The organism is Rhodococcus sp. AH-ZY2, from assembly GCF_030916465.1.
In the GTDB taxonomy this organism is placed as follows: Bacteria; Actinomycetota; Actinomycetes; order Mycobacteriales; family Mycobacteriaceae; genus Rhodococcus; species Rhodococcus ruber.
In genome coordinates, this window is the sequence record NZ_CP126458.1 from 3,699,061 (window position 1) to 3,726,044 (window position 26,984).

Sequence of the window (26,984 nt, forward strand, 5' to 3'; positions counted from 1 at the left end):
AGCATCTGCGACATGAGCACCTCCGAGATCGCGACCGTCCTGGCCTGGCACGACGCCGTCAACTCCAACGACATCGAGACCCTGCTGGCGCTGTCGAGCGACGACATCGTGCTGCCCACCGGCGACGACGACGAGGACCAGGGCCTCGACGAGTTGCGCGAGTGGGCGACGACGGCGGGCGTGACGTTCCGGCCGGGCCGGATGTTCGTGCACGAGGGCATCGTCGTCGTCGAGGAGACCGCGACGTGGGCGGCCGATCCGGAGCACCCGCGTAGTGAAGCGATCGCGTTCCGCGTGGTGGGCGACCACGTGGTCTCGGTGTACCGGCACGACACGCTCGAGGAGGCGTTCGAGGCCACTCGCCTCAACGAGGGTGATCTGTACGAGGGATAGGGCACGCCGTGACCCTCGGCACACCCTAACGATCGCTAAGGTAGCCTCCTCGGGGAATGGTCCCAACGCACCCGAGTGAGGTTCGACGAGTGTCCGCTGAAGCTGTTGAGAAGAAGGGTCCGCTCGCGGGTATCCGCGTCGTCGAGTTCGCGGGTCTCGGTCCCGGCCCGCACGCCGCGACACTGCTCGCCGACCTCGGCGCCGACGTCGTCTGCGTGCAGCGTCCGGGTCTGATTCCGCCCGCCGGGCACCGCGACCAGATCCAGCGCGGCCGCCGCGTCGTCGAGGCCGACCTCAAGGATCCCGAGCAGGTCGAGAAGGTGCTCGGGCTGATCGAACGCGCCGACGTGCTCATCGAGGGCTTCCGCCCGGGGGTCACCGAGCGCATGGGCCTCGGCCCGGACGTCGCGCTGGCCCGCAATCCGCGCCTGGTGTACGGCCGGATGACCGGATGGGGGCAGGAGGGGCCGCTCGCCCACGCCGCCGGGCACGACATCAACTACATCTCGCTGACCGGTGTGCTGCACGCCGTCGGACGCAAGGGTGAGCGGCCGGTGCCCCCGCTGAACATGGTCGGTGACTTCGGCGGCGGCTCGATGTTCCTGATCTTCGGCATCCTCTCCGCCCTCGTCGAACGCCAGAGTTCCGGCAAGGGACAGGTCGTCGACGCCGCGATGGTCGACGGCGCGCTCGCGCTCTCGCACATGATGTGGGCGTTCCGCGGCCGCGGCGTGTGGTCGGACGAGCGCGGCGTGAACCTTCTCGACACCGGCGCCCCGTTCTACGACGTGTACGAGACCGCCGACGGCAGGTACATGGCGGTGGGCTCGATCGAGCCGCAGTTCTACGCGCTGCTGCTGCAGGGTCTCGAGCTCGACCCGGCCGAGCTGCCGCAGCAGCTCGACACGTCGGCGTGGCCGCAGATGAAGAAGCTGTTCACGGAGAAGTTCCTGTCCAAGACTCGCGACGAGTGGGCCGCGATCTTCGACGGCACCGACGCGTGCGTCTCCCCCGTGCTCACGTTCGGCGAGGCCCCGGCCAACCCGCACATCGCGGCCCGCGGCTCGCTGATCGAGCTCGACGGCGTCACCCAGCACGCCCCGGCGCCCCGCTTCTCCCGCACCCCGGCCGGCGCCCCCACCCCCCCGGCCGGCGAGGCCACCGACATCGACTCCGTCTGGCGCTAGGCAGCGAAGCTGCCGGTGTGTCCTTTGGGCGGCCAGGGCCGCCCAAAGGACACACCGGCGCCGCAGGCGCCTACAGAAGATGCACGGCGCCCGTGTCCACGGCCTCGTGCAGGAACGCCGGGGACACGTCCGGGCGGCCGGCGCGGCCCCTGCCTGCGGTGAGCTCGTCCGCGAGGCGGCGCGCGACGTCGAGTACGAGCGGGCCGCCGTCGGGCAGGAACCGGTGCAGGCCCGCTCGTTCGCATCGCGCGGCGACGGAGGCCAGCAGGGTCACCGCCTCCTCGTGCCGTCCGGCCGCGGCCAGGCACGCCACCTCGAGTCGCTCCGCGCGCAACAGCCTCCGCTCCCGGCGGCTGCCGCGCAGCAGCTGCACCCACTCGCCGGCCCACCGGCACGCCAGTTCGGTGTTCTCCGGTGTGGGGTCGGCCAGCAGCAACCGGATGGCCGTGGTCTCCTCGAACTGCGCTGTCCAGGCCGCCGTGCCGTGGTCCGGTCGCGGACGCGTGCCGTAGGACACCGGTGGCGGCGGCGCCACCCCCGGCAACGGCCCGAGCCCGAGCCGGACCCGTTCGTTCTCCACGACAGCCGCCAGCCGCTCCAGGTCCATGACGGCGGCCGCGCGGCCGCCGTCCGCCAGTCGCGACACCACCGCGTCGCGGTCGCCGCGCACGGCCTTGAGCCGCGCACCGACGACGTACCGCGAGATCTTGAAGTCCACGACCCCGCCCTCGGACCCGAGGGCGTAGCCGTCGTCGAGCAGCCGTTCGGCCTCGTCGAGTTCGCCTCGTTCGTAGAGCAGCTCGCCGAGGATCGACCCGGCCAGCATCGCCGCCGACGAGTGCCGGCCGGCGCCCCGGCGCGCCGCCCGCAGACCCGCCCGGAAGTGCTCCTCGGCGCCGGCGACGTCGAGCTGTTCGATCGCCGCGAGGCCCAGCAGGGCGCGGCCGTGCATGAGGTTGTAGGGCCCCTCGTTGAGGTCGTGATACGGCTGGGCCAGCTGTTGCAGCCGAACCACCTCGTCGTAGTCCGCGCGGTAGACCGCAGCGAACGTGGCGACGTTGAGCCCGGACGCGATCACCAGCGGCGGCAGCGTGTCGGCCCGGGCCAGGCAGTGCTCGACGAGATCGTCGGCGCGTTCCATGCGGTCGCACCGCAGGTCGACGACGCCGCGCACGACCTCCACCTCGACGGCGATGTCGGCCGCCTCCTCGGCGTCCGTGCCGGAGTCCGCGACCGCCGCCTCGACCACCTCCAGCGCGCGCAGCGCCGGTGCCGAGCGGTGCAGCAGGATGTTGGCCCACGCGATGGACAGTTGCAGGTGGATCCGGCCCGAGGCGGCCCGGCGCGGCAGCTTGGCGACGAGGCCGAGCAGGGTGGTCGCATGGCCGTGTTCGAGCAGCCGGCGCCCGTTCTCCTCGACGAGATCCGTCGCGCGGTCCTCGTCCCCCGCGGCGAGGGCATGGTCGACGGCCTCACCTACCATGGCATGGCTCTCGAACCATTCGGACGCGGTCCGGTGCAGGGCCGGGATGCGTTCGGGGTGTTCGCGTTCGAGCCGTTGCCGGAGGAATTCGGCGAACAGCGGCTGATACCGGAACCAGCGGCCGTCCTCGTCGATCCGGTGCAGGAACAGATCCCGCTCCTCGATGCTCTCGAGGAGCGCCTGGCCACGTTCGTGCCCGGTGAGGGCGGTGGCGAGGCTGCCGCAGATGCGTTCGGTGATCGAGGAGGCGAGCAGGAACTCGACGTCGGCCGGGGGCAGGGAGGCGAGCACGTTCTCGGCGAGGAACTCGCCGATCGCCCGGTGCCGGCCGGACAGATGTGAGATCAGCTCCTCCGGGTCGTCGCGCCCGCGCAGCGACATCGCCGCGAGCTGCAGGGCCGCCGCCCACCCGTCGGTCGCGGCGGTCAGGTCGGCGACCTCGTCGTCGTCGAGGTCGAGGCCGGCGAGGTCGACGAGGAACACGCGGGCCTCGTCCACGTCGAAACGCAGTTGCTCGTAGTCGATCTCGACGAGTTCGTCGCGCACCCGCATCCGGCTGGTGGGCAGGCCCGAGCGGGTGCGCCCGACGACGACGAGTTGCAGATGGTGGCAGGCGTTGTCCAGCAGGAACGCCATCGCGGCGACCGTCGCGGGATCCGTCACCCGATGCCAGTCGTCGATGATGACGACGAGTCGTTCACCGGCCTCGTGGATTTCGTCGACGAGCGAGGTGAGCACGTAGCGTTCCGCCTCGTCCCCGTGTTCGTCGAGCACCTGGCCGAGTTCGCGTGCGAGCGACGGCCGGACCTGCCGGATGGATTCGACGAGATGCGTCAGGAACCACACCACGTTGTTGTCGTCGTGGTCGACGTTGAGCCAGGCGACGGGCACGTCCTTCTCGGTGAGCACGTAGCGCCACTGCAGGGCCAGCATGGTCTTGCCGAATCCCGGTGGCGAGTGGATGGCGGTCAGTTTCCGTCGCTGGTCCGCGTCGAGGATCGACAGCAGGCGCCGGCGCGGCACCAGCCGGCGCGGCGTCGACGGCGGCCGGAACCGCGTGGCCGGAGCCGGCGGGGTGGTCGCGCGCACACCGGACCGGTAGGTGCCCCGTCGCTCCGCCACGGACGGCGACGGATGGTGACCGGACTCCGAACCCGGCTCGAGTTCCCCGGCTACGGGCAGTTCGTCGACCGGCAGCCCCTCGTCCGCCTGCACCTCGCGCAGCATCTCCCCGAACTCGGCGGCGCTCGCGGGCCGGGTCTGCGGGTCCACCGACATGGCGCGTTCGATCGCCGACGAGAGCGCATCCGGGATCCCCCGCTCCCGCAGGTCCGGAACGGGCTGGGTGGTCACCCGGACGAACTGCGCCACGACCCGCTCGCCGCTGCGCCGTTCGAACGCCGCGTGTCCGGTGAGCACGCAGAACAGCGTGGCGCCGAGACTGTAGACGTCCGAGGCCGGTGTGGGCGCACGTCCGCTGAGCACCTCGGGGGCGGTGAAGGCCGGCGACCCGGTCACCTCGCCCGTCGCCGTCTCGAAGCCGCCGCTCACGCGTGCGATGCCGAAATCCGTGAGCTGCGGCTCGCCGAACTCGGTGAGCAGGATGTTGCCCGGCTTGATGTCGCGGTGCAGGATGCCGGCGCGGTGGCCCGTTTCGAGGGCGCCGGCCAGCTTGATGCCGATGCGCAGCACCTCCGGCCACGGCACGGGGCCGGTACTGCGCAGTTGCGCGTCGAGCGAATCGCGCGAGTGGTACTGCATCACGAGGTACGGGCGTCCCGTTCGGGTGGTGCCGACCTGCATGACGTTGACGATGTTCGGGTGCCCGGACAGCCGGCCCATCGCGCGCTGCTCCCGCAGGAAGCGTTCGAGATTGTCGGGGTCCATGTGGGAGGTGAGGACCTTCACCGCGACCGGACGGTCGAGTGCGGTCTCGTAGCAGCGGTAGACGACCCCGAAACCGCCGCGCCCGATCTCACGCGCGTCGTCGAATCCGGCGTCGGCCAGCTCGGCGGCGAGGTCGACCCCGACGTCGCGTTGCGTCGCGTACGGATCGTGTTCGGCCACAGTAACTCTCGCATCCGTCCGATATGGCGACTCCCAGGCGGCCACCCGTTCGTACCCCTCGAGCATAACGCCGCGGACCCGTTCCCGGTCGGGGTCCGGCCACCCCCGAATCAGACCACGAGGTGTGGTTCGACGAGGTCCCGGCCGCGGGCCAGCGCGTCGTACGCCGAGGCCACGGACGCGACCGCCCGGCGCACCTCGTCGGCCTCGCGCGCATAGGGCAGCCGCAGGAACCGTTCGAAGGCGCCTTCCACCCCGAAGCGGGGTCCCGCGGCGAGGACCACACCGTGAGTGGGGGCGGTCGCCGCGAGCGCGGTCGACACCGGCGTGGGCATCCGCACCCACAGCGACATCCCGCCCGGTCCGACCGTGTACGTCCAGTCGGGCAGGAACTCGTCGAGCGCGCCGAGCATCGCCGCCCGCCGGCGGCGCAGCTGTCCGCGTCGCCGCTCGAGCAGGTCCTCGACGTCGCCGAGCAGGTGCGCCGCGGCGAGCTGCTCCATGACCGGCGTGCCGAGGTCGACGGCGGAGCGCGCCCCCACGAGCCGGGTGATCAGGGATCGGTCGGCGCGGATCCAGCCCACCCGGAGACCGCCCCAGAGGGACTTGCCGGTCGAGCCCACCGTCACGACGGAGCGGTCCGCGCCGTACGAGGCGACGGCGGGCGGCGGCGGGGTGTCCAGCCACAGGTCCACCATCGTCTCGTCCACGACGAGCGTCATGCGGGTCTCCTCCGCGATGCGGACGAGTTCGGCCCGGCCCGCCGCGCCCATGCACAGCCCGGTGGGACTGTGGAAGTCCGGGATCAGGAACGCCATTCGCGCCGCGGTCTGCCGGGCGGCGCTGCGCAGGCCCTCCAGGTCCCAGCCGTCGTCGGCGCCGCCCTCGGGCCGCACCGGCACGACGACCGGTCGCGCCCCGTGCCGTCGGATCGCCTCGAGCGCATTGGGATAGGTGGGATGGTCGACGATCACCCGGTCGCCGGCGTCGGTGAGCACGCCGAGCAGCAGGCGCAGCGCGTGCTGCGCGCCGGAGGTGACCATGATCTGGTCCGCCCCGGTCGGCAGCCCGCGGTCCCGGTAGCGCCGCGCGATCACCTCCCGCAGCAGGGCCAGGCCGATCGGTTCCATGCCGTGGGAGTCGAGGTAGGCGGGCACCGACCGCAGCGCGGCGGCGTAGGCCGACTCGATCTCGGCGGCGGGCGCCGGCATGGACGCGGAGCTGAGATCCACGGGCTCCGGCGCTTCCGCGGCGGCCGGGGCGGCGGAACGCGCCGGCGTGCCCCGTCGCCGCGGCGGCAGCGCGACGGTGCTGCGCGCACCCTGCCGGCTGCGCAGGTAGCCGGCCTCGCGCAGAGCCGTGTACGCGGACGTGATGGTGGTGCGGCTCAGCGCCAGGGCAGCGGCGAGCTCACGCTCGCTGGGCAGCGCCACGCCCAGGGGAACGCGACCGTCGTGCACCAGCAGCCGGATCCCGTCGGCGAGAGCCCGGTACGCGGGCCGCCGATCGGCGGTGTCCTGCCAGTTGCCGAGGTCGCGGGCCAGGGAACCGGCTCCGATCGCACGCGTGATCACCAGTCCAGTATCGCAGTCCAGTCGGCGAGGTGGTCACCTGTCCCCGGGCCAGTTCATACTGACGGCGTGACCACCCTCGGCTACACCCTGTTCGACACCGCCGTCGGCACGTGCGGGCTCGTGTGGTCCGCGGCCGGCGTCGTCGGCGTGCAACTGCCCGAGACCGCGCCCGAACCCACGCGCGACGCACTGCTCGGCCGGTTCCCGGCCGCGGTCGAGCGGCCCGTCCCGGCGGGGGTGCAGCCCGTGATCGACGCCGTCGCCGCGCATCTCGCGGGGGCGCCCGACGACCTGCGCCGGGTTCCGGTCGACTACCGGAACGTCTCCGAATTCGACACGGCGGTCTACGAGTTCGCCCGGACCGTCGACCCCGGCGCGGTCGCAACCTACGGCGAGGTGGCGCGCCGGGTCGGCCGGCCGGCCGGCGCCCAGGCCGTCGGACAGGCGTTGGGACGCAACCCCGTTCCGCTGATCGTGCCGTGCCACCGGATCCTCGCCGCGGGCGGCGGGATCGGCGGGTTCTCCGCGCCCGGAAGCACGGTCACGAAGCGGGAGCTGCTCGCCCTCGAGCACGCCCCCGGCTTCGGCGATCCGACCCTGTTCTGACGCGGGGCCGCAGCGGGTTTCAGCTCAGGATGTCGCGGCGCACGATCGTCTGGTCGCGGCCCGGGCCGACACCGATGCACGACATCCGCGCACCCGAGAGTTCCTCGAGCCGCAGCACGTAGTTCCGGGCGTTCTCCGGCAGGTCCTCGAAGGTGCGGGCCTCGGAGATGTCCTCCCACCAGCCGGGCATCTCCTCGTAGATCGGCGTGGCGTGGTGGATGTCGGTCTGCGTCATCGGCATTTCGTCGACGCGGACCCCGTCCACCTCGTAGCCGACGCAGATCGGCACGGTCTCGAGGCTCGACAGGACGTCGAGCTTGGTGAGGAAGTAGTCGGTGATGCCGTTGACGCGGGTCGCGTAGCGGGCGATCACGGCGTCGAACCAGCCGCAGCGCCGGGCCCGGCCGGTGGTGACACCCACCTCGCCGCCGGTCTTGGCCAGGTAGGCGCCGTGCTCGTCGAACAGTTCCGTCGGGAAGGGACCCGACCCCACCCGGGTGGTGTAGGCCTTGAGAATGCCGAGCACCGTGCCGATCCGGTTGGGACCGATGCCCGATCCGACGGCCGCGCCGCCGGCGGTGGGGTTCGACGACGTCACGTACGGGTAGGTGCCGTGGTCGACGTCGAGCAGCGTGCCCTGCGATCCCTCGAGCAGTACCGTCTCGCCGGCCTCGAGGGCCTTGTTCAGGCGCAGCCGGGTGTCGGCGATGCGGTGCCTGAACCCTTCCGCCTGGCCGAGCACCTCGTCGACGACCTGCTGCGGGTCGAGGGCCTTGCGGTTGTAGATCTTCGACAGCACCTGGTTCTTGAACTCCAGGGCGGCCTCCACCTTGTGGGTGAGGATCTTCTCGTCGAGGACGTCGGCGACGCGGACGCCGACGCGGGCGATCTTGTCCTGGTAGCACGGGCCGATGCCCCGGCCGGTGGTGCCGATCTTCTTGGCGCCGAGGAAGCGTTCGGTGACCTTGTCGATGGCCACGTGGTACGGCATGATCAGGTGCGCGTCGGCGCTGAGCAGCAGGTTCGTGGTGTCGACCCCGCGGTTCTCGAGACCGGCGAGCTCGTCGAGCAGCACGCCCGGGTCCACGACCACGCCGTTACCGATGACGTTGGTGACGCCGGGAGTGAGGATGCCGGAAGGGATCAGGTGCAGCGCGAAGTTCTCCCCGTTCGGGAGGACGACGGTGTGGCCGGCGTTGTTGCCCCCCTGGTAGCGCACCACCCACTGCACCCGGCCACCGAGCAGATCGGTGGCCTTGCCCTTGCCCTCGTCGCCCCACTGGGCGCCGATCAGGACGATTGCCGGCATTTCGCTGTCTCCTAGGGTGTCGACGTGCGGGCGCCCTCCGCCTGCAGGGTTCTGCCGTCACAGAACAGAAGCCGGGGGGACAGTCTAGCGGACCACACGTGCGGCACCGCCCCCGGCGTCCGCGGGCCGCCGTCCCGACTGTGACGGGTGCCGACGATCCACCCGACTCACCGTGCCGCGTTCGAGCGTCCGGCGGTGAGGCGAGTCGTGACTAGAGTGAGTGGAGCATCGTCGCCCGCGAGAGGAGTGCTCTTGACCCCCGTTGTGCTCAAGTGCGGTGATGCCCCACTGCCGTTGACACTGACATCCCTGACCACGTTGACCGCCCCGGCTCTGCCCGGCAAGGACGACTTCGAGGACGTGTTCGCGCATCTCGAGTCGGTCGAGGACCCCCGGCTCGTGGTGGTGGGCGGGGACGCCGCCTTCGCCGCGACGCTGACCCGGATGATGCGCACCGAGCGGCTCGGCATCGAACTGGCCTACGTGCCGGAGCGACGCACCCCGGCCGCCGAGGCGTACGGACTGCGGTTCGGATCGAAGGCCGCGACCGTCGCACTGCAGGGCACGGCACGGCCGGTGCCGCTCATCCGCGACGACGCCGGCATCGCCCTCGTCGGGCGTGCCCTCGTCGAGGGCGAGGTCGGTGAGCTGGTGGGCGAGGCGTACGTCGACGACACCCGGCTGTTCAGCGGGATGACCCCGGGTGTGCGGATCGAGCCGACCGTCGACATGCCGGGACTGCGGGCGGCGATCGATCGGCCGCGCTGGTTCGGCGGCTACCGCTGGGTGACCGGCCGTGCCGTGCAGCTCGGCTCACCCGGCGCCGTGCTCACCCGCGACGGGGTTGCCAATCCGCGGGCGGTCAAGCGCTCCACCTTCTACCGGCACGAGCACAAGTGGAAGCTGGTGCGCTGAGCGGGCTGCCGTCGCGGTACGAAAGCCGTTCCGGCTGAGCGCTTGTCGTGATTTCCTCCGCCCCCGCCGGACACCCGCACACCGGATTCCGCCGCGGGCGGGGTCCGCGGGCGCAGCCCTCACCGGCGTCACGCATTGCACCGGGCGAGGGCCTCGCCGGCGGCGCGCAGTGCGGCCCGCAACGACTCCGGGGCCACGACCTCGACCCCGCCGCCGAGGGCGAGAAGCTGGTCGAGCGCCACCTCCTCGGACTCGAGCAACAGGTCCACCCGCACCCACCCGTCCGCGTCCGGCGGTCCCGGTTCCACGTCGGCGGCGTCGGTGCCCACCACGCGGGGCAGGCGCCGCCACGCGGCCGGGCCGAGACGGAGTGTGCAGGCGAACCTGCGCAGCGCACGATCGAACTCCGCCGCGGACGCCGCCCAGTAGGCGGGCAGGTCGAATCCGTCGGGCCGTCGGGCCGGGGCGTCGAGGACGGCGGCGGACGCGATGCGCCCGACCCGGTAGGTCCGGACGTGACCGCGGTGCGCGGCGACGAGGTACCAGACCCCGGCCTTGGCGACGAGCCCGAGCGGGTCGAGGGTGCGCGCCACGGTCCGGTCGCCGCGCCGGTAGCGGATGTTCAGGCGGCGCTCGTCGAACACGGCGGACGCGACGGCCGGCAGGTGCGTGTTGTCCCCCGGTGCGGCGAACCAGCCGGGGACGTCGACGTGGACCCGGTCGCGCCAGGCCTGGGCGGCGCTGCGCAGGGCGACCGGCATGGACCCGAGCAGCTTGCCGCGGGCCGCATCGAGTTCCACCCCGAGGTCGGCGGCGAGGGTGGGCACCCCCAGCAGCATCAGCGCGGCACTCTCGTCGCTGGTGAGCCCGCTGAGCCGGGACTGCCACCCGTCGAGCAGGCGGATGCCGCCGCCCGGTCCGCTCTCCGTCCACACCGGGACCCCCGCGGCGGACAGGGCACCGACGTCGCGGTACACGGTGCGCACCGAGACGCCGAGATCGTCCGCGAGCCGCTGCGCGGTCAGGCCCGCGGTGCCCTGCAGACGCAGCATCATCGCGAGCAGGCGTGCCGATCGCATGACCGCAGCCTACGCAAAAATCACTGACACTCGATGTCAGTGATATCGGCGCATCCTGACCTCATGAGTCCATGGAAAGAGTTCTCCGAGCAGGCACCGGATCTGGCACAGGCGATCGCCGCACGACTACAGGCGCACAAGCATCACGTCCTGGCGACGCTGCGGCGGGACGGTTCACCGCGCGTCAGCGGGACGGAGGTGGAGATCGTCGACGGCCGACTGGTGCTCGGGTCGATGCCCGGCGCGAGGAAAGCCCGCGACCTGCAGCGCGATCCGCGCTACGCCCTGCATTCCAATCCCGGGCACCACTCGATGACGGGCGGCGACGCGAAGGTCCGCGGCCGGGCCCGGGAACTGCACGACGACGTGAAGGCGGCCGTGCTCGCCGCCTACCCGGAGGAGGTGCCGCCGGGGCCGATGCACCTGTTCGAACTCGACCTGGCCGAGGCCGTGCTCACCACGGTCGACGAGGAACACCTGTACGTGGATCTGTGGCGGCCCGGGGCCGCCGTCGAGCGTTTCGTCCGCTGACCGGGCCCGCCGCGCGGCCCGGCACGGAGAGGTTCGGCACGGAGAGTTCGGCGCCCCGGGCTGTCGAGTTCAACCCGGGGCGCCTTGGCCGGCCCGCATCCGGACTACGGAACAGCCCCGACCGTTGTGCCCCCTGCGGCGCGGTCGAAACCTCCGGACCCGAAATCGCTCCCCGCGACGCCCGAGCGGGCGAGGTGTGGACTCCCCGCCGAACGGGTAGCCGCCCCTCGGAGCCGGCCGCTCCGCGTGCGTGGCCGGTCGTTTGTCACGGGGAGGGTGAGACATGATCCGAGTGGCCTCGGTGCCCGCGTCGCACGTCTACGTCCGGCATCTGGCCGGACCGCACGGGGACGACGAGGTGGTGCGGCTTGCCGATCCGGTGCCCGCCGACGGACGCAAGGTACCGGGCGGATGGTGGCCGCCGCTGATGCTCGAGCCGGGATGGATCGCCGCCAACCACACCGAGTTCGACGTGTTCCACATCCACTTCGGCTTCGACGCGATCGAACCGGAGGCCCTGCAGGACGTGGTCGCGGAACTCGCCGACCACGACATCCCGCTCGTCTACACCGTGCACGACCTGCGCAACCCGCACCACCCCACGTCGGGCACCCACCACAAGCAGCTCGACGTCCTGATCCCCGCCGCCACCGAACTGATCACCCTCACCGAGGGCGCCGCCGGACGGATCGAGACGATGTGGGGCCGCACCCCCACCGTCCTGCCCCACCCACACGTCGTCGAACAGCCCTGGTTCGCGCGCGCGAACCGGTCCCCGGACGAGCCGTTCGTCGTCGGGGTGCACGCGAAGAGCCTGCGCGCCAACATGGACGTCTTCCCCGTCCTCGACGTCCTCTCCCACACCGTCCGTGACCTGCCGGGCGCGCAGTTGCGGATCAACGTCCACGACGAGATCTTCGATCCGGACAACCACTGGTACGCCCCCGAGGCCGGGGCGAAGATCCTCGCCTTCGGGGACCGGCCGGGCGTCGACGTGCGTGTGCACAAGTACTTCTCCGACGACGAGCTGTGGGAGTACCTGTCCTCGCTGTCTGTGTCCGTCCTGCCCTACCGGTTCGGCACCCATTCCGGCTGGCTCGAGGCCTGCCACGACCTCGGTACGGCGGTGATCGCCCCGAGTTGCGGGTTCTACCACCAGCAACGGCCCTGCCAGGTGTTCACATACGACGAGCAGACCTTCGACCCGGATTCCCTGGCCGATTCGGTGCGCGCGCTGTACCACAGCGGTCGGCGGCCCCACAGCGACTGGGCGCAGCGCATGTTCGAACGCCGCTTCCTGTCCCATGCGCACCACGCGATCTACGAACGGGCACTGTCGTGACGGGTCGCCCACTGCGTATCGCCCTCATCGCGTCCCACCGATTTCCCGTCGCGCAGCCCTTCGCCGGGGGACTCGAGGCACACGTGTGGCACCTGACCCGCGCGCTCGGCGCCGACGGACACCGGGTGACGCTGTTCGCCGCCGCGGGTTCCGACGTCACGCTGCCCGCCTCGTTCCTCGAGGTGCGCACCTTCACGCCCAGCCCCGCCGCCCGCAGCGACGTGTCGATGCCGCCGGAAGCGTTCCTCGACGCCCACCACGCCTACCTGTCGCTGCTGCTGGAACTGGCCGGCCCGCTCGCCGACTCGTTCGACGTGATCCACAACCACAGCGTCCACTACCTGCCGCCGGCGATGGCCGCGACGCTGCGGACCCCGATGCTGACCACCCTGCACACCCCGCCGACGCCGTGGCTCGAGTCGGCGCTCGCCGTCCCCGGCGGCGGCTCGGCGCACTACGCGGCCGTCAGCAGATACACCGCGGCGACCTGGGCGCATGCGGTCGCCTCGCAGATCACCGTCGTCCCGAACGGCGTCGACCTCGGGGCGTGGCCGCTCGGCCCGGGCGGGCCGTCGCTGATCTGGTTCGGACGACTGGTCCCCGAGAAGGGTGCCCACCTGGCGATCGAGGCGGCCCGGCGGGCGGGAACGTCCCTGCGGCTGGCCGGTCCGGTCAGCGACGAGGACTACTTCACCCGGCACATCGCCCCGCGTCTGGGCGACGGCGTCACGTATCTCGGTCATCTGCCGCAGCGGGAACTCGCGGCCGCGGTCGGCCGGTCGGCCGCGACCCTGGTGACGCCGCAGTGGAACGAGCCGTACGGCCTCGTCGTGGCCGAGTCCCTGGCATGCGGCACGCCCGTGGTCGCGTTCGCGCGCGGCGGCATCCCCGAGGTACTCGACCGGGGCAGCGGCTGCCTCGTCGCCCCCGACGACGTGGAGGCGCTGGCGGCCACCGTGCCTCGGGCCGTCCGATTGTCCCGGCTCGACGCCCGCCGCCGCGCCGAGACGTTCTGTTCCGAACGCACCATGGTGGACTCCTACCTCGCCCTGTACCGCCGCCTGTGTGCGGCCGGCTCCGTCGTCCGGCAGCGCCCGGCATGATCGGCTACTACATCCATCACCACGGACACGGGCACCGCACCCGGGCGGCCTCGATCTGCGCCCGCACGAGCGAACCCGTGACGGCCCTGTGCTCGGCGCCGTTGGGGCGCTTCGCCGACGTCTTCGCCGATGTCGTCGAACTGCCCCGCGACGACGAGTCCGTCGACACCGCGGAGGATCCCACCGCCGGCGGGTTGCTGCACTGGGTCCCCCGGCACGACCGCGGCCTACGCGAGCGGATGGCGGCGCTGGCGTCCTGGGTCGCCACGGCCCGGCCCCGGCTGCTGGTGGTCGACGTGTCGGTCGAGGTCGCGGTGTTCGCCCGGTTGCTGGGCGTCCCCGTCGTGGTCGTGGCCATGCCGGGCGAGCGCACCGACACCCCGCACGGGCTGGGTTACCGCGCGGCCGAGCACATCGTCGCGCCGTGGCCGCGGGAGGTGTACGAGCCGGCGTATCTACGTCCGTACGCGGACAAGACCACCTATGTCGGCGGCATCAGCCGGTTCGACGGCCGGCCCGTCGCCGGCCCCGCCCCCGGCGGCCGGCCCCGGGTCCTGGTCCTGAGCGGCAGCGGCGGCTCGTCCCTGTCGGCCGAGCGCCTGCACGAGCTGGCCGAGCGTCATCCCGGCTACGCGTGGGACGGTGTCGGCGTGCCGGGCGGTCCGTGGGTGGATGATCCGTGGTCCGACCTGAGCCGGGCCGACGTCGTCGTCGGTCACGCCGGGCAGAACTCCATCGCCGACATCGCCGCGGCACGGCGGCCGGCGATCGTCGTCGCCGAACCCCGGCCGTACGACGAGCAGTGCGCCACCGCCGACGCGCTGGGCCGAGCCGGCCTGGCGGTGACCCTGCCGGCCTGGCCGCATCCGGACGACTGGCCGAAACTGCTGCGCCGGGCCCTGCGGCTCGATCCCGCACAGTGGTCCCGGTGGCGCACCGAGGGGGCTGCCGGGCGCGCCGCCGCGGTGCTCGACGAGGTCGCCGCGAAGGTGGCACCACGATGAGAACGACCGTGATCACTCTCGTCGCCGGCCGGCACGCGCACCTGCGGCTGCAGCTGCGCGGCCTGACGCGCAGCGCACGGACTCCGGACGATCACGTGGTGGTGTCGATGGGCGACCCGGCCGTCGCACCGCTGATCGAAGCGGAGGGCTACCCGGCTCATACGGTGACCCTGCCGGCGGGCGGACCGTTGCCACCGTCCGCGGGCGGACCGTCGCCACCGTCCGCGGGCGGACCGTTGTCACTGTCCACCGCGCGCAATGTGGGCGCCGAGTGTGCCTTGGCGCGCGGCGCCGAGCTGCTGGTGTTCCTCGATGTCGACTGCATTCCCTCCGCGGGCCTCCTCGGGTTGTACGAGCGGGCCGCGAGCGATCCGCGGCACGGCAGCGCCCTGCTGTGCGGTCCGGTGACGTATCTGCCGCCGCCGGGGCCGCGCGGATACGACCTGGGCCGCCTCGAGCGGAGCGTGAACCCGCATCCGGCACGGCCGAACCCCCCGGCCGGCACGATCCGCACCGGCGACGAGTACGACCTGTTCTGGTCGCTGTCGTTCGCGGCGACCCGCGAGACGTGGACGGCCGTCGGGGGCTTCTGCACGGACTACGTCGGGTACGGCGGCGAGGACACCGACTTCGCCCAGCGCGCCGCGCACGCCGGGGTGGGGTTGCGCTGGGTCGGCGGCGCGCATGCCTTCCATCAGCACCACCCGGTCTCCGACCCGCCGGTCGAGCATCTGCACGAGATCCTCCACAACGCCGCTGTCTTCCACCGGCGCTGGGGGCGCTGGCCGATGACCGGGTGGCTGACCCGATTCGCCGAGGCGGGTCTGGCCCGGTACGACGCGGCCGCGGACCGGTGGGTCGCCACCGCGGCGCATGCGGGGCGCGGACGTGGCCGATGTTTGGACCGGGACGCGCGGGGCAACTCGGTCGGGACGTGAACGTCCCCTGTCTCGACCGAACGGAGCATCGCAGTGTTCGACAAGAATCCGCCGGTTCCCGGCTCGCCCGCCGGTTTCGAGGTTCCGGTCGAGGAACCCACGGCCCCGACGGACCCGCCTCCGGCCAAACCCGACCAGCGTGAGCCCGTCCCGGTCACTGCCACCGGCACACCCGAGGACCTGCCCGACGGTGCGCGCGGTCCCCAGGGCCGCTTCCTCACCACCGCCCAGGGTGCACGGCTGACCGACACCGACCATTCCCTCAAGGCGGGTCGCCGCGGTCCGACGCTCTTGCAGGACCACCACTTCCGCGAGAAGATCACCCATTTCGATCACGAGCGCATTCCCGAGCGGGCGGTGCACGCCCGGGGCGCCGCGGCGCACGGCGTCTTCCGGGCCAACGGCGCCGCCTCGAAGATCACCCGCGCCGGATTCCTGCAGAAGGGCAGCGAGACGCGCGTCTTCGTCCGCTTCTCGACGGTGCTCGGTTCGCGTGGTTCCGCCGACACCGTCCGCGACACCCGTGGTTTCGCGACGAAGTTCTACACCGACGAGGGAACGTTCGACTTGGTGGGGAACAACATTCCGGTGTTCTTCATCCAGGACGCGATCAAGTTCCCGGACATCGTCCATGCCGCCAAGCCGCACCCGGACCGCGAGATCCCGCAGGCCCAGAGCGCACACGACACGTTCTGGGACTTCGTCTCGCTGCACACCGAGGCCACCGCGCACACCCTGTGGAACATGTCGGACCGGGGCATTCCGCGCTCCTACCGGATGATGGAGGGCTTCGGCGTCCACACCTTCCGTCTCGTCAACGCCGATGGCGAGACGTCGCTGGTGAAGTTCCACTGGAAGCCGCGCCTGGGTGTGCACTCGCTGGTGTGGGAGGAGGCGCAGCTGCTCGGCGGCATCGACCCGGACTTCCACCGCCGCGACCTCGCCGACGCCATCGAATCCGGCGCCTACCCCGAATGGGATCTGGGCGTGCAGGTCTTCCCCGACACCCCGGAGCAGACCTTCGAGGGCATCGACCTTCTCGACCCCACCAAGATCGTCCCCGAGGAGCTCGCCCCGGTGCAGGTGATCGGGACGATGCAGCTCAACGCCAACCCGACGAACTTCTTCGCCGAGACCGAGCAGGTCGCCTTCCATCCCGGCCACCTCGTCCCCGGCATCGACGTCACCGACGATCCGCTGCTCCAGGGTCGGCTGTTCTCCTACCTCGACACCCAGCTCAGCCGGCTCGGCGGACCGAACTTCGGCCAGTTGCCGATCAACCGGCCGCACGCCCCCGTCAACGACATGCTGCGCGACGGCATGCACCAGACCGGCATCCATCCGGGCGCGGCTCCCTACCGGCCCAACTCGCTCGGAGCGGGATGCCCGTTCCTCGCGGGCGTCGAGGACGCCGCGTTCATCGACGTGCCGGCGCCGATCGCCGCGGGTGTCAAGGAACGCGAGGCGCCGAGCACGTTCGACGATCACTTCTCGCAGGCCCGGCTGTTCTACCGGAGCCTGTCGGAGATCGAGAAGAAGCACGTGGCGAACGCGTACACGTTCGAGCTCGGGAAGTGCTTCGAGCAGGCGATCAAGGAACGGCAGCTGCAGGTGCTCGCGAACATCGACGCGGAGCTGTGCGCCACCGTCGCGGCGGGTCTCGGCCTGCCGGCACCGGAGCCGACGGTGTCGACGGACGGTGAGCCGCTGCGCAGCGAGGCCCTGTCCCAGGTCGGTGCGACGTGGCCGGTCGAGGGGCGGATGATCGGCATCGTCGCGGACGACAGCGCCGACGTCGCCGAGGTCGCCAAGGCCGTGGCGGCGGTGGCCGCGGCGAAGGCCGTGCCGCTGGTGATCGGTCCGCACGGCGGCAAGCTCGACGGCGGCCGCAAGGAGGTGCCGATCTCGCGCACCTTCGACACGGCGCGGTCCGTCGAGTACGACGCCCTGCTGCTCGCGAGCGCCCCGGCCGATCCGCGGGTACGCATTCTGGTCGACGAGACGTTCCGGCACTGCAAGGCGATCGGCACGTGGGGCACGGGCACCGAAGCGCTCGAGCACGCAGCCGTCCATACCGAGGCCCCCGGAGTGGTCACCGCCGACGATCCGGAAGCGGTGGTGACCGGAATCGTCGAACTGCTCGGCGCCCACCGTGTGTGGGAGCGGTCCCAGGCCTGACCCGCCCCCTGCTGCTGCTGCTACGGCGGTGCGGCGGTGGTGCGGCGGTGGTGGTGGCCGAATGTCACATCGCGTCGATCGAATCGACCGAATGTGACATTCGGCCACCGGCACCACCCCCCGCGGGTCTGTCAGGAGAAGGGCTTGCCGCCGGTGACGGCGATGACCTCGCCGGTGATGTAGCTCGACTCCTGCGAGGCGAGGAAGACGTAAGCCGGGGCCAGTTCGGCCGGCTGCCCGGGCCGGCCGAGCGGGACGTCGTCACCGAAGGATTCGAACTTCTCCCGGGGCATCGTGGCCGGGATGAGCGGCGTCCAGATCGGTCCCGGGGCGACGGCATTGACCCGGATCCCCCGCTTCGCGACGTCCGACGCCAGACCCTTGGTGAAGTCGACGATGCCGGCCTTGGTCGTGGCGTAGTCGAGCAGTTCCGGCGACGGGCTCGTCCCCTGGATCGACGACGTGTTGATGATCGTCGAGCCCGGTTCCATCACGTCGATCGCGAACTTGCACAGCCAGAACAACGCGTACAGGTTCGTCTTCAGCACGCGGTCGAACTGCTCGGTGGTGATGTCGGCGATCCCGTTCATCTGCACCATCTGGAACGCCGCGTTGTTCACCAGGATGTCCAGGCCGCCGAGGTCACGCACGGCCGTGTCGATCAGGTGCCGGCAGTGTTCCTCGGAGCGGATGTCGCCCGGCACCGCGACGGCGCGCCGACCCGCCTCCTCGATCCACCGCACGGTTTCGCGGGCGTCGTCCTCCTCGGACTCGAGATAGCTGAGGACGACGTCGGCGCCCTCACGGGCGAACGCGATCGCCACGGCCCGTCCGATCCCCGAGTCGGCACCGGTGATCAGCGCCCGTCGGCCCTCGAGCCTGCCGCTGCCGCGATAGGTCTGCTCGCCGTGGTCGGGTGCCGACACCATGTCGGACGTCAGGCCCGGGTACTCGAGTTCGGGTTGCTGCTCACGATCCGGGGCCGGGTACTGCTCGACCGGATTCCGGGGCCGGTGCTGGTCGGTCATGGGTCCTCCCTCAGCGGTGTGCGGGCGGTTACGGAGCCGCCGTGTCCGCACGGTGCATACCCGGCGCCGGGAGCGGGTACACGAACGGCACCGGTCGGTGAATCCGAGCGCTGCAGCGCTCTCCCGACCCGACCTCTGGAAAGGATGGGGCTGTGACGGAACACGAGAGTGAGTTTCGGGGAAGCAGTGAATTTCGGAGAAGCGGTGAGTTTCGGCGAAGCAGTGAGTTTCGGCGAAGCGAGGAGACCCACGCGGGTGCCGATCCGGTGCACAGCAGGCAGGCCCACGACCGGGACCTGACGAACGACAGCGACTTCCCGGCCGACGACGCCCGCACGATGCGCAGCCACGCCGGTGAGGCCCTGACCGATTCCCGGGGCTGGCCGGGCTACTTCTTCCTGGGCCTCGGGCTGCTGCTGCTCGGTCTGACTCTGGTGGCTGCCGGCTACGGCTTCGAGGGCTGGGCCTGGATCGCCGGTCCCGCCTGCATCGTGTCCTTCGGGATCGGTGCCCTGCTGGTCCTGCTCGAGCGCAAGCGGGTCCGCAACGTCGAAGGAACGAGCCTGCGCGAACCGCGCGGTCACTGAGCGGTGCGCCCTTTGGGCGGTCAGGGCAGCCCAAAGGGCACACCGCTGTAGGCTCCTTCGCGTGAATCCACGCCCGCCGACGTCCACGCAGCTGCGTGGCGCGTTCGTGGGCTCGACCTCCGCCGCGGTCTCCGTCGCAGCCCACGGCCTCGCGGGCGGCGAGATTCCGTCTCAGGCGTCGGTGGTGCTGATGGTCGCCGCCTGCGCCGCGTTCGGTGCCGCGGTGTCCGCGCTCCGGTCGCACCGGCCGCTGACCGCACTGGTGCTCGTCCTGGCCGCGGGCCAGACGATCGGTCACACCGTCCTGACCCTCACCGCCGAGCACGCCCACGGCCTCGGGCTCTCGCCCGCGATGCTCGGCGCCCACGCCGCGGCCCTCGTCGTCTCCGCCGCCCTGATCCGGGCGGCCGAGCAGGGTTGCGTCGCGGCACTCGGCGTGTTGCGGCACATCGTCGCCGCGATACTGACCCTGCCCCCGGCGCATGCGCCGCTGTGGGTGGCCACACCCTCGCACCGGGCACGTCTCGTGCTGCGAGTGCTCGTTTCCGCACAGGCCGGCACCCGGGGTCCGCCCCGCACCGCCTGACCCGATCCTGTTCCGCCGCGTCCGTACCCCGCGGCGGCTTTCCCACGTGTGACGACGCTGCCGTCGTCACCGACGATCGAAACGAGCATTCGCATGTCCACGACCGACCTCGGGACGGATCGTTCCGTCCCGCCCCCGACCCGCCGATCCGGCACCTCCTCCCTGCGACCACTCGTGCTGCGGCTGCACTTCTACGCCGGCCTCCTCGTCGCCCCGTTCATCCTGATCGCCGCGGTCAGCGGCGGCCTCTACGCGCTCGCGCCGACGATCGAGCAACTCGTCTACCGCGATCAGCTGCACACCGATGCCACCGGTCCCGCCGTGCCGGTGGCCGAGCAGATCCGGGTGGCCACCGGCCAGCGGCCCGATCTCACCGTCACCGCGGTGCGGCCGGCCGCGGCGCCCGGCGAGACCACCCGGGTCCTGTTCGCCGACCCGAGCCTCGGCGAGTCGCAGCGGCTCGCGGTCTTCGTCGACCCGGTCACCGCGCGGCCGCTCGGTGAGCTGGCCGTCTACGGCAGCAGCAGCGCCCTGCCGGTGCGGACCTGGATCTCGCAGCTGCACCGCCACCTGCATCTCGGCGAACCGGGCCGCCTCTACAGCGAGCTGGCCGCGTCCTGGATGTGGGTGATCGCGCTCGGCGGCGTGTACCTGTGGGTGCGCCGGTACCGGACGTCCCGGACCCGCGACGCCGAGGCGCGCCTGCTCACCGTCGACCGCACCGCCACCGGCCGGGCCCGCACCCTCGGCTGGCACGGTGTGGTGGGTGTATGGATCGCGGTCGGCCTGGTGTTCCTGTCCGCGACCGGTCTGACCTGGTCCCGGTTCGCCGGCGACAACATCGCCGAGCTGCGGGCGGCACTGGACTGGAAGACGCCCGCCGTCGACGCGACCCTGACGGGGAGCAGCGCCGCACCCGCGACGGGCCACGAGGGGCACGGCGGCCACGGCGGGCACGCCGCCGACCCGGCGCTGCTCGACACGAACATCGCCCGCATCGACTCGGTGCTGGACGCGGCGGCCGCGGCGGGACTGACCGGGGTCGTCGAGGCCTCGATCCCCGCGAAGACCGGCACCGCCTTCACCGTCGCCGAGACCCGCCAGCCGTGGGTGTACGGCATCGACTCGGTCGCCGTCGACGGCGCGACCGGCGAGGTCGTCGACGTGCTGCGGTTCGCGGATTGGCCGCTCGCCGCGCAGCTGACGTGGTGGTCGATCACCCTGCACATGGGCATCATGTTCGGGCTGATCACGCAGGTCGCCCTGGCGCTGCTGGCGGTGGCGTTGATCACGGTCGTGGTGCGCGGGTACGTGCTGTGGTGGCGGCGACGGCCCACCCGTGGGTCGGCGTGGGCCGTCGGCCACGCTCCGTCCCGGGGCGCGCTCCGTCGCGTCGGCGCAGGTCCGGCGGTCGCGATCGGCGTCGCGGCCGCGGTGGTGGGGTGGTTCGCCCCGGTGCTCGGGCTCAGCCTGCTGGCGTTCCTCGTCGTCGACACCGCCGTCGGGTGGCGTAGCCGGGGACGCGCATAATGAACCCTCGTGTGCCTATCGACGAGGAGTGCCGGTGAGCGACGACCTGTCCGCATACCGTAAGGAGTTCGCCCGCATCGAGCGGAAGATCGCCGGGGAGTTCGACGCCGGCCGGCGACACCGCGTCCTCGTCGCCTGTGTCGCCGCGGTGGTGCTGGGTCTGCTTCTGCCGCAATCGGATACCGAATGGTCGTGGACGGTGCTCGGCACGTGGTTCGGGCACGAGGCCACGACGACCGTGCCGATGCGGGTCTTCGTGAGCCTCGCTGTGGTGTTCGGTGTGGTGTCGTCGACCGCGGCGCTGTGCACGCACCGCTGGCGGCTCGCGTCGGCGTCGATGCTCGGTTCCGGCCTGGCGTCCCTGTTCGGGCTGCTCGGCTACTGGTCGCAGAACGGCATGCCGGTGCAGACTCCGCACGCCCCCGGCGCGGGAATGGTGCTCGCCTGGCTCGGCATGGTGGCGCTGACCTCGCAGTGGCTGCCCGTCGTGCTCAGCCGCTCCCCCACCGACCGGCGGCCGCAGCCGGTGACCACGCCGGTGCTCTGACGCCGATGCCCGACCCGGGACATCCGCGCACCGCGCGGATGTCCCGGCGTTCCACTGCGCGACGGGCCGGGCGCGGCGTACATTTCGCCGGTGAAGCGGCCGGATGCGGCTGCCCCGCGAAGGGAGTTGCCGTGCCGACCGCCGTACTCGCCGTCGTCGCCCTCGTCGGCGCCTTCCTGCAGTCCCGCCACCGCCACGGCGCCGCCCGTATCGACACCTACCTCGTGTGGTGGCTCGTGGCGGTGGTCGGCGTCGCCTCGGTGATCGGGGCGGCGTTCCACGTCTTCGACGGTCCCGCGACCGCCGAGATGATCGGATTCACCCGCGGCGACGGAGGTTTCCAATTCGAGAACGCCATGGGCGATCTCGCGATCGGCGTGGCGGGAATCCTGTGCTACCGCTTCCGCGGCGGGTTCTGGCTCGCGACGATCGTCGTGACCACCGTCCAGTACTTCGGCGACGCCGCCGGTCACCTGTACTTCTGGCTCGCGAAGGACAACACCGAGCCGGGCAACGTCGGATTCCCGCTGTGGTTCGACATCGTCCTGCCGATCGTGGCGTGGGTCCTGTACGCGGCGTCGTACCGGCGGGGCGGCGACGCCGTTCCCCTCACCCGGTCAGGAGCCGGCGCCGACGCCGTCCGCGCGACGTAGCAGGTAGGTGTCCATCACCCAGCCGCGCGCCGCCTTCGCGCGGGCGCGGGCCCGCTCGATCTCCGGCAGCACCCGGTGCAGCGGGCCGGCGACGAGTTCCTCGTCGGACGTGCCGAGGTCGGCGCCCCACCAGATGTGCCAGTCGCCGTCGAGCCGGGCGCATTCGAGCGCGCCGTCGAGCATCACCACGAGGTTGTCGCCCCCGGCGGCGACCTCGTGCGCGAGGCACCGGCCCGTCGTGATCGTGATCGGGCCGCCGATCCGGTTGAGCACCAACCGGTGCCGCGCCGCGAGCAGCGACACGGCGCTCACCCCCGGGACCACGTCGTAGTCGACGTCGAGCACGCCCCGGTCGCGGATGCGTTCGACGACGCGAATGGTGCTGTCGTACAGGCTCGGATCGCCCCACACCAGGAATCCGGCGGTCTCGTCCGGCGCGACCTGCTCGCGCAGCACCGACTCGTAGACGGCGGCGCGGGCCGCGTGCCAGTCCCGCACCTCGGCGCCGTAGGCGGACGGGGCGCGGTCGCGCGGCGGGTCCGGCACCGTGATCACCCGGTAGTCGCCGGTGACGTGCCGGCGGCAGATCTCCTCCCGCACGGCGACGAGATCGTCGACGCCGCGCTGCTTGTCGGCGACGAGGAACACGTCCACCTCGTTCAGCGCCCGGACCGCGGCCACGGTGAGGTCGTCGGGACCACCCGGCCCGATCCCGATCAGCCGCAGCCGCCTTCTCATCCGCGGTCCTCGAGGTCGCCCTCCACGTCGAGGTAGGCCTGCTGCAGTTCCGCGAGCGTCGCCGGATCCGGCTCGGCCCACAGCCCGCGGTCGGCGGCCTCGGAGAGCCGTTCGACGATGCCGCGCAGCGCCCACGGGTTGGCCTCGCGCAGGAACTGCTGGTTCTCCGGGTCGAGCGCGTAGGTGCGGGCGAGGGTTTCGTACATCCAGTCGGCGACGACGCCGGCGGTGGCGTCGTAGCCGAACAGGTAGTCGACGGTCGCGGCGAGCTCGAACGCCCCCTTGTAGCCGTGCCGGCGCATCGCGGCGAGCCAGCGCGGATTGACCACCCGGGCCCGGAACACGCGGGCGGTCTCCTCCGCCAGCGAGCGGGTGCGGACCTGGTCGGGGGTGGTCGAGTCGCCGATGTACGCCTTCGGGTCCGCGCCGGTGAGCGCGCGGACGGTGGCGACCATGCCGCCGTGGTACTGGAAGTAGTCGTCCGAGTCGGCGATGTCGTGCTCGCGGGTGTCGGTGTTCTTCGCCGCCACCGCGATCCGCCGGTAGTTGGCGCGCATGTCGTCCGCGGCCGCGACACCGTGCAGGTGCCGCCCGTACGCGAAGCCGCCCCACGCGGTGTACACCTCGGCGAGATCGGCGTCGCTGCGCCAGTTCCCGGAGTCGATGAGCGGCAGGATGCCGGCGCCGTAGGAGCCGGGCCGGGAACCGAAGATGCGCCGGACCGCGCGCTCGGGGTCGCCGTGCTCGGCCTCGTCGCGGCGGGCGTGCGCGCGCACGAAGTTCAGGTCGTCGGGCTCGTCGAGGGCGGCGACGGTGCGGATCGCGTCGTCGAGCATCGCGACGACGTGCGGGAAGGCGTCGCGGAAGAACCCGGAGATGCGGACGGTGACGTCGATGCGGGGCCGGCCGAGTTCGTCGAGGGGGATCACGGTCAGTTCGCGCACCCGCCGGGACTCGGCGTCCCATTCGGGGCGCACGCCGATCAGGGCGAGCACCTCGGCGATGTCGTCGCCGGAGGTGCGCATCGCGGAGGTGCCCCACACCGACAGGCCCACCGACGGCGGGTAGTCGCCGGTGTCCGCGCGGTACCGGTCGAGCAGGTTGTTCGCCAGGGCCACGCCGGTGTCGTAGGCGAGCCGGCTCGGCACCGCCTTCGGGTCGACGGTGTAGAAGTTGCGGCCGGTGGGCAGCACGTTGACCAGGCCGCGCAGCGGCGACCCGGACGGACCGGCGGGGACGTAGCCGCCGTCGAGGGCGTGCAGCACCGCGTCGAGTTCGTCGGTGGTGCGGGCCAGACGCGGCACGACCTGCTCGGCGGCGAAGGCGAGCACCCGCTCGACCTCCGGATCCGGCTGTCCCAGCACCTGTTCGACGACGGTGCCGGCGCGCTCGACCCGCCAGCCGGCGTCCTCCATGCCCTGCACCAGGGCCCGGGCCTGGGACTCGACCGCGTCGGTCTCGGCGAGCGGCGCATCCGGCTTCAGCCCGAGCGCGGTGCGCAGCCCGGGCACCGCGTGCGCCCTGCCGCCCCACACCTGCGCAGCCCGCAGCACCGACAGCACCAGGTTCACGCGGGCCTCCCCGACGGGCGCGGTGCCGAGCACATGCAGACCGTCGCGGATCTGCGCGTCCTTGACCTCGCACAGCCAGCCGTCGACGTGCAGCAGGAAGTCGTCGAATTCGGCGTCGTGCGGGCGGTCGTGGAGACCGAGGTCGTGGTCGAGCTTCGCGGCCTGGATCAGCGTCCAGATCTGGGCGCGGATCGCGGGCAGCTTGGCCGGGTCCATCGAGGCGATGTTGGAGTACTCGTCGAGCAGCTGCTCGAGCCGGGCGATGTCGCCGTACGACTCGGCCCGCGCCATCGGCGGGATCAGGTGGTCGACGATGGTCGCGTGGGCGCGGCGTTTCGCCTGGGCGCCCTCCCCCGGATCGTTGACCAGGAACGGGTAGATCAGCGGGAGGTTGCCGACGGCGGCGTCGGTCGCGCAGGCCGCCGACAGCCCGGCGTTCTTGCCGGGCAGCCATTCCATCGAGCCGTGCTTGCCCAGGTGGACGACGGCGTCGGCGCCGAAGCCGTTCTCCACCCACCGGTACGCCGCGAGGTAGTGGTGCGACGGCGCCATGTCCGGATCGTGGTAGATCGCCACCGGGTTCTCGCCGAACCCGCGGGGCGGCTGGATCATCAGCACCACGTTGCCGGCCTGCAGGGTGGCGAGCACGATCTCGCCGTCCGGGTCGGCGCTGCGGTCGACGAACAGTTCGCCCGGGGCCTCGCCCCACGCCTCGGTCATCGCGCCGGTCAGCTCGGACGGCAGGTCCGCCGTCCACTCGCGGTAGCGCGCCGCGCTCACCCGCACCGGGTTGCCCGCCATCTGCTCGGCGCTGAGCCACTCCTCGTCCTGGCCACCCGCGGCGATCAGGGCGTGGATCAGCGCGTTGCCTGCCTCGGCGTCGTCGTCGGTGTCGAGGCCGGGAAAGCCGTCGCCGAGGTCGTAGCCGTGCTCGCGCAGCGCGCGCAGCAGCCGGATCGCGGAGACGGGCGTGTCCAGGCCGACGGCGTTGCCGACGCGGGAGTGTTTCGTCGGATACGCCGAGAGCATGATCGCCAGGCGCCGCCGTGCGGGTGGGATGCGCCGCAGACGGGCGTGCGCGACGGCGATACCGGCGACGCGACGGCACCGTTCGGGGTCGGTGACGTAGCGCGGCAGGCCGTCGGCGCCGAATTCCTTGAACGAGAACGGCACCGTGATGATGCGGCCGTCGAATTCGGGGACGGCGATCTGCGTCGCGGAATCGAGCGGGGAAACTCCCTCGTCGGATTCGGCCCACGCGTCGCGTCCCCAGGTCAGGCACAACGCCTGCAGGATCGGAACGTCGAGCGCGGCAAGCGCTGCGACGTCCCAGGCATCGTCGTCGCCGCCGGCGGAGACGGTGGCCGGGCGGGTACCACCGGCGGCCAGGACCGTGACGATCAGGGCGTCGAGGGTGCCGAGTTCGGCGAGCAGGTCCGCGGGGGCCCCGCGCAGGGTGGAGCAGAAGATCGGCACGGCCACGGCGCGGCCGGTGGCGTCGACCGCCCGCGCGAGATCACGGACGAAGCGGGTGTTTCCGCTGGTCTCGTGGGCGCGGTAGTACAGGATGCCCACCCTCGGCAGGTCGGGATCGGCCGCGGCGGGCGCGTGGCTGCCCCACTCGGGCAGCGCGGCCGGCGGATCGAAGCCCTCGCCGGTGAGCAGGACGGTGTCGGACAGGAAGGCGTGCAGCTGGGCGAGGTTCGCGGGCCCGCCCTGCGCGAGGTAGGCGTGCGCCTCGGTGGCGATGCCGACGGGGACGGTGGAGTGGCTCATCAGCTCGGCGTCGGGCAGCTGCTCGCCGCCGAGCACGACGACGGGTGCGCCGTGCGCCAGGACCGCGTCGATGCCGTTCTGCCAGGACCGCACCGACCCGAGGATGCGGACGATCACCAGGTCGGCGCCGTCGAGCAGGCGCGGCAGCTCGGTGCCGACGTCGAGGCGCGACGGATTGCCCAGCGCGTATTCGGCGTCGGAGCTCAGCGCCGACAGCAGGTCGGTGTCGGACGTGGACAGCAGCGCGAGCCGCGTCACG

At 72.0% G+C, this 26,984-nt stretch carries 22 protein-coding genes; 15 read left to right on the forward strand and 7 right to left on the reverse strand.

What is annotated here, in order from left to right; translation table 11 throughout:
* Positions 1-12 precede the first annotated feature (12 nt).
* On the forward strand, positions 13-393 hold the full coding sequence (locus QNA09_RS17925; protein WP_006945477.1) for a nuclear transport factor 2 family protein: 381 nt from the start codon (positions 13-15) through the stop codon (positions 391-393).
* Positions 394-482: 89 nt separating this feature from the next.
* Positions 483-1,580 carry a CaiB/BaiF CoA-transferase family protein gene (locus QNA09_RS17930; RefSeq protein WP_010593175.1) on the forward strand — a complete coding sequence of 366 codons (1,098 nt, stop codon included), beginning with the start codon at positions 483-485 and terminating at the stop codon, positions 1,578-1,580.
* A 70-nt stretch (positions 1,581-1,650) separates the two neighbouring features.
* Here QNA09_RS17930 and QNA09_RS17935 read toward each other — a convergent pair whose 3' ends face one another.
* Both QNA09_RS17935 and QNA09_RS17940 read right to left on the reverse strand, forming a co-directional pair.
* The gene (locus tag QNA09_RS17935; protein ID WP_017680710.1) at positions 1,651-5,130 is read right to left on the reverse strand and encodes a serine/threonine-protein kinase; all 3,480 of its coding nucleotides are present in this window, start codon (positions 5,128-5,130) and stop codon (positions 1,651-1,653) included.
* A 110-nt stretch (positions 5,131-5,240) separates the two neighbouring features.
* Positions 5,241-6,704 carry a PLP-dependent aminotransferase family protein gene (locus tag QNA09_RS17940; protein ID WP_017680711.1) on the reverse strand — a complete coding sequence of 488 codons (1,464 nt, stop codon included), beginning with the start codon at positions 6,702-6,704 and terminating at the stop codon, positions 5,241-5,243.
* 66 nt (positions 6,705-6,770) lie between these two features.
* Here QNA09_RS17940 and QNA09_RS17945 point away from each other — a divergent pair, with 66 nt between their 5' ends.
* Positions 6,771-7,310 (forward strand): methylated-DNA--[protein]-cysteine S-methyltransferase, encoded by a 540-nt coding sequence (locus QNA09_RS17945; RefSeq protein WP_064066223.1) that lies wholly within the window; start codon positions 6,771-6,773, stop codon positions 7,308-7,310.
* A 19-nt stretch (positions 7,311-7,329) separates the two neighbouring features.
* Here QNA09_RS17945 and QNA09_RS17950 read toward each other — a convergent pair whose 3' ends face one another.
* Entirely contained in the window at positions 7,330-8,619 is a 1,290-nt protein-coding gene (locus QNA09_RS17950; RefSeq protein ID WP_010593181.1) for an adenylosuccinate synthase, read from the reverse strand.
* 264 nt (positions 8,620-8,883) lie between these two features.
* Between QNA09_RS17950 and QNA09_RS17955 the strand changes: the two genes are divergently transcribed.
* The gene (locus QNA09_RS17955; protein WP_010593182.1) at positions 8,884-9,534 is read left to right on the forward strand and encodes a hypothetical protein; all 651 of its coding nucleotides are present in this window, start codon (positions 8,884-8,886) and stop codon (positions 9,532-9,534) included.
* Positions 9,535-9,662: 128 nt separating this feature from the next.
* On the opposite strand, the gene QNA09_RS17960 is transcribed toward QNA09_RS17955, so the two are convergent.
* The gene (locus QNA09_RS17960; protein WP_017680713.1) at positions 9,663-10,613 is read right to left on the reverse strand and encodes a YafY family protein; all 951 of its coding nucleotides are present in this window, start codon (positions 10,611-10,613) and stop codon (positions 9,663-9,665) included.
* Positions 10,614-10,676: 63 nt separating this feature from the next.
* On the opposite strand from QNA09_RS17960, the gene QNA09_RS17965 reads away from it, so the two are divergent.
* The 6 genes from QNA09_RS17965 (at position 10,677) to QNA09_RS17990 (ending at position 17,709) form a co-directional block, all read left to right on the forward strand.
* Entirely contained in the window at positions 10,677-11,144 is a 468-nt protein-coding gene (locus tag QNA09_RS17965; protein WP_010593184.1) for a pyridoxamine 5'-phosphate oxidase family protein, read from the forward strand.
* 283 nt (positions 11,145-11,427) lie between these two features.
* Positions 11,428-12,486 carry a hypothetical protein gene (locus QNA09_RS17970; RefSeq protein WP_010593185.1) on the forward strand — a complete coding sequence of 353 codons (1,059 nt, stop codon included), beginning with the start codon at positions 11,428-11,430 and terminating at the stop codon, positions 12,484-12,486.
* Positions 12,483-13,589, forward strand: coding sequence for a glycosyltransferase family 4 protein (locus QNA09_RS17975; RefSeq protein ID WP_010593186.1), 1,107 nt, complete (start codon positions 12,483-12,485; stop codon positions 13,587-13,589). Before QNA09_RS17970 ends, QNA09_RS17975 begins: the two co-directional genes overlap by 4 nt.
* On the forward strand, positions 13,586-14,593 hold the full coding sequence (locus QNA09_RS17980; RefSeq protein ID WP_029539929.1) for a glycosyltransferase: 1,008 nt from the start codon (positions 13,586-13,588) through the stop codon (positions 14,591-14,593). Before QNA09_RS17975 ends, QNA09_RS17980 begins: the two co-directional genes overlap by 4 nt.
* On the forward strand, positions 14,590-15,531 hold the full coding sequence (locus QNA09_RS17985) for a glycosyltransferase family 2 protein (protein ID WP_119699979.1): 942 nt from the start codon (positions 14,590-14,592) through the stop codon (positions 15,529-15,531). Before QNA09_RS17980 ends, QNA09_RS17985 begins: the two co-directional genes overlap by 4 nt.
* Before the next feature lie 33 nt (positions 15,532-15,564).
* Entirely contained in the window at positions 15,565-17,709 is a 2,145-nt protein-coding gene (locus QNA09_RS17990; RefSeq protein ID WP_040270664.1) for a catalase, read from the forward strand.
* A gap of 131 nt (positions 17,710-17,840) precedes the next feature.
* On the opposite strand, the gene QNA09_RS17995 is transcribed toward QNA09_RS17990, so the two are convergent.
* Positions 17,841-18,737, reverse strand: coding sequence for a glucose 1-dehydrogenase (locus tag QNA09_RS17995; RefSeq protein WP_010593190.1), 897 nt, complete (start codon positions 18,735-18,737; stop codon positions 17,841-17,843).
* A gap of 266 nt (positions 18,738-19,003) precedes the next feature.
* On the opposite strand from QNA09_RS17995, the gene QNA09_RS18000 reads away from it, so the two are divergent.
* From QNA09_RS18000 to QNA09_RS18020, 5 genes are all read left to right on the forward strand, one after another.
* Positions 19,004-19,324, forward strand: a complete 321-nt coding sequence (locus tag QNA09_RS18000) for a hypothetical protein (RefSeq protein WP_010593191.1) — start codon at positions 19,004-19,006, stop codon at positions 19,322-19,324.
* 61 nt (positions 19,325-19,385) lie between these two features.
* The gene (locus tag QNA09_RS18005; protein WP_010593192.1) at positions 19,386-19,910 is read left to right on the forward strand and encodes a hypothetical protein; all 525 of its coding nucleotides are present in this window, start codon (positions 19,386-19,388) and stop codon (positions 19,908-19,910) included.
* A gap of 93 nt (positions 19,911-20,003) precedes the next feature.
* Positions 20,004-21,440, forward strand: a complete 1,437-nt coding sequence (locus QNA09_RS18010) for a PepSY domain-containing protein (RefSeq protein ID WP_203011010.1) — start codon at positions 20,004-20,006, stop codon at positions 21,438-21,440.
* 34 nt (positions 21,441-21,474) lie between these two features.
* The gene (locus QNA09_RS18015; protein WP_010593194.1) at positions 21,475-21,987 is read left to right on the forward strand and encodes a hypothetical protein; all 513 of its coding nucleotides are present in this window, start codon (positions 21,475-21,477) and stop codon (positions 21,985-21,987) included.
* 131 nt (positions 21,988-22,118) lie between these two features.
* Positions 22,119-22,640 carry a DUF6790 family protein gene (locus QNA09_RS18020; RefSeq protein ID WP_010593195.1) on the forward strand — a complete coding sequence of 174 codons (522 nt, stop codon included), beginning with the start codon at positions 22,119-22,121 and terminating at the stop codon, positions 22,638-22,640.
* On the opposite strand, the gene cobF is transcribed toward QNA09_RS18020, so the two are convergent.
* Positions 22,605-23,378: a precorrin-6A synthase (deacetylating) gene (gene cobF, locus QNA09_RS18025; RefSeq protein WP_010593196.1), complete on the reverse strand. Its 774-nt coding sequence runs from the start codon at positions 23,376-23,378 to the stop codon at positions 22,605-22,607. The genes QNA09_RS18020 and cobF overlap by 36 nt on opposite strands.
* Positions 23,375-26,983, reverse strand: coding sequence for a cobaltochelatase subunit CobN (cobN, locus tag QNA09_RS18030; protein ID WP_040270659.1), 3,609 nt, complete (start codon positions 26,981-26,983; stop codon positions 23,375-23,377). Before cobN ends, cobF begins: the two co-directional genes overlap by 4 nt.
* Position 26,984: the final 1 nt, after the last annotated feature.